Source organism: Romboutsia sp. 13368 (genome assembly GCF_018336475.1).
Taxonomy (GTDB): Bacteria; Bacillota; Clostridia; order Peptostreptococcales; family Peptostreptococcaceae; genus Romboutsia.
The window spans coordinates 1,370,560-1,371,589 of record NZ_CP048741.1; the positions used below are offsets into that span (position 1 = coordinate 1,370,560).

1 protein-coding gene is annotated in these 1,030 nt (G+C 21.7%); it reads right to left on the reverse strand.

Annotation, left to right across the window (positions count from 1 at the left end; translation table 11 throughout):
- Nucleotides 1–52 precede the first annotated feature (52 nt).
- Nucleotides 53–1,009 carry a DUF2232 domain-containing protein gene (locus tag G3997_RS05565; protein ID WP_296644159.1) on the reverse strand — a complete coding sequence of 319 codons (957 nt, stop codon included), beginning with the start codon at nucleotides 1,007–1,009 and terminating at the stop codon, nucleotides 53–55.
- Nucleotides 1,010–1,030: the final 21 nt, after the last annotated feature.

Sequence of the window (1,030 nt, forward strand, 5' to 3'; positions counted from 1 at the left end):
TTACTTTAAATTTATAAATAAATAATTTAAACATAGTTAATATTGTAATATCTTATTGGTTAACTAATCTATTTACTATATCTACTTGTTGAAGTCTTATACTTATTTTTTTATCTAATATAATATTTAATACTATTATAGCTAGTACAGATATATTAAATACTAATACTAAAGATATAATGGTTAGTAATGATAAATATCTTGCATAAGCTATTTTTTTATATTTAGACATTATATAATTTTGTATTACAGTATACCCATCTGATATAATAAAATACCCACATAAATACTTTACACTTATAAATATAGTTTTTAAGTATACACTACTTATATTAAAATTAATAAATTTTAATATTTGTGCTGCTATAAAGTATAAACTACAAGCATAAAATACATTTTTTGAACAAGATATAAATCTTGAATAGTTTCTAAAGTTTTTTATTATCTTATACTTTTTCTTAGAGTTTCCACTAAGTATATTTAATTTTTTTGCAAATATTAAAGCTAAAAAATATATACTAAACATTGATCCAAATGGATAAAGTGCTATAAACATATAGTATATAGTATTTGCAAATTCTTTGTTTTTAAAGTATTTTATGTATCCTTGAAACTCTTTCATAAAGCTATATCCAATTAAATTAGATGCATATATATCTATAAGTACCATAAAAAGTACTGATATTATAGACCCATATACTAAATCATCCTTGATCGTAGTATCTTTATTTAAAAGTGTTCCACAAAGTATTCCAAGTACTACACTCTGAGTTGCCCATATAGCTGTACCTAGATTTCCAAGAATTAATCCTATAATAATAAGGCTTGTTACTCCTGATAATACACTATATTTCAAATCACATTTTAAACAAATCATTGTAAAAAATACAGGAACTATAAAATCTAAGTAAAAAGTATATCCTATTCCACTTGAAACTAAAGCTATTGTACATACCACAAATAAAGATGACATCATAGATGCAGTTGTTAATTTTTTAGTATTATTCATTTATTATCTCCTATATGTATA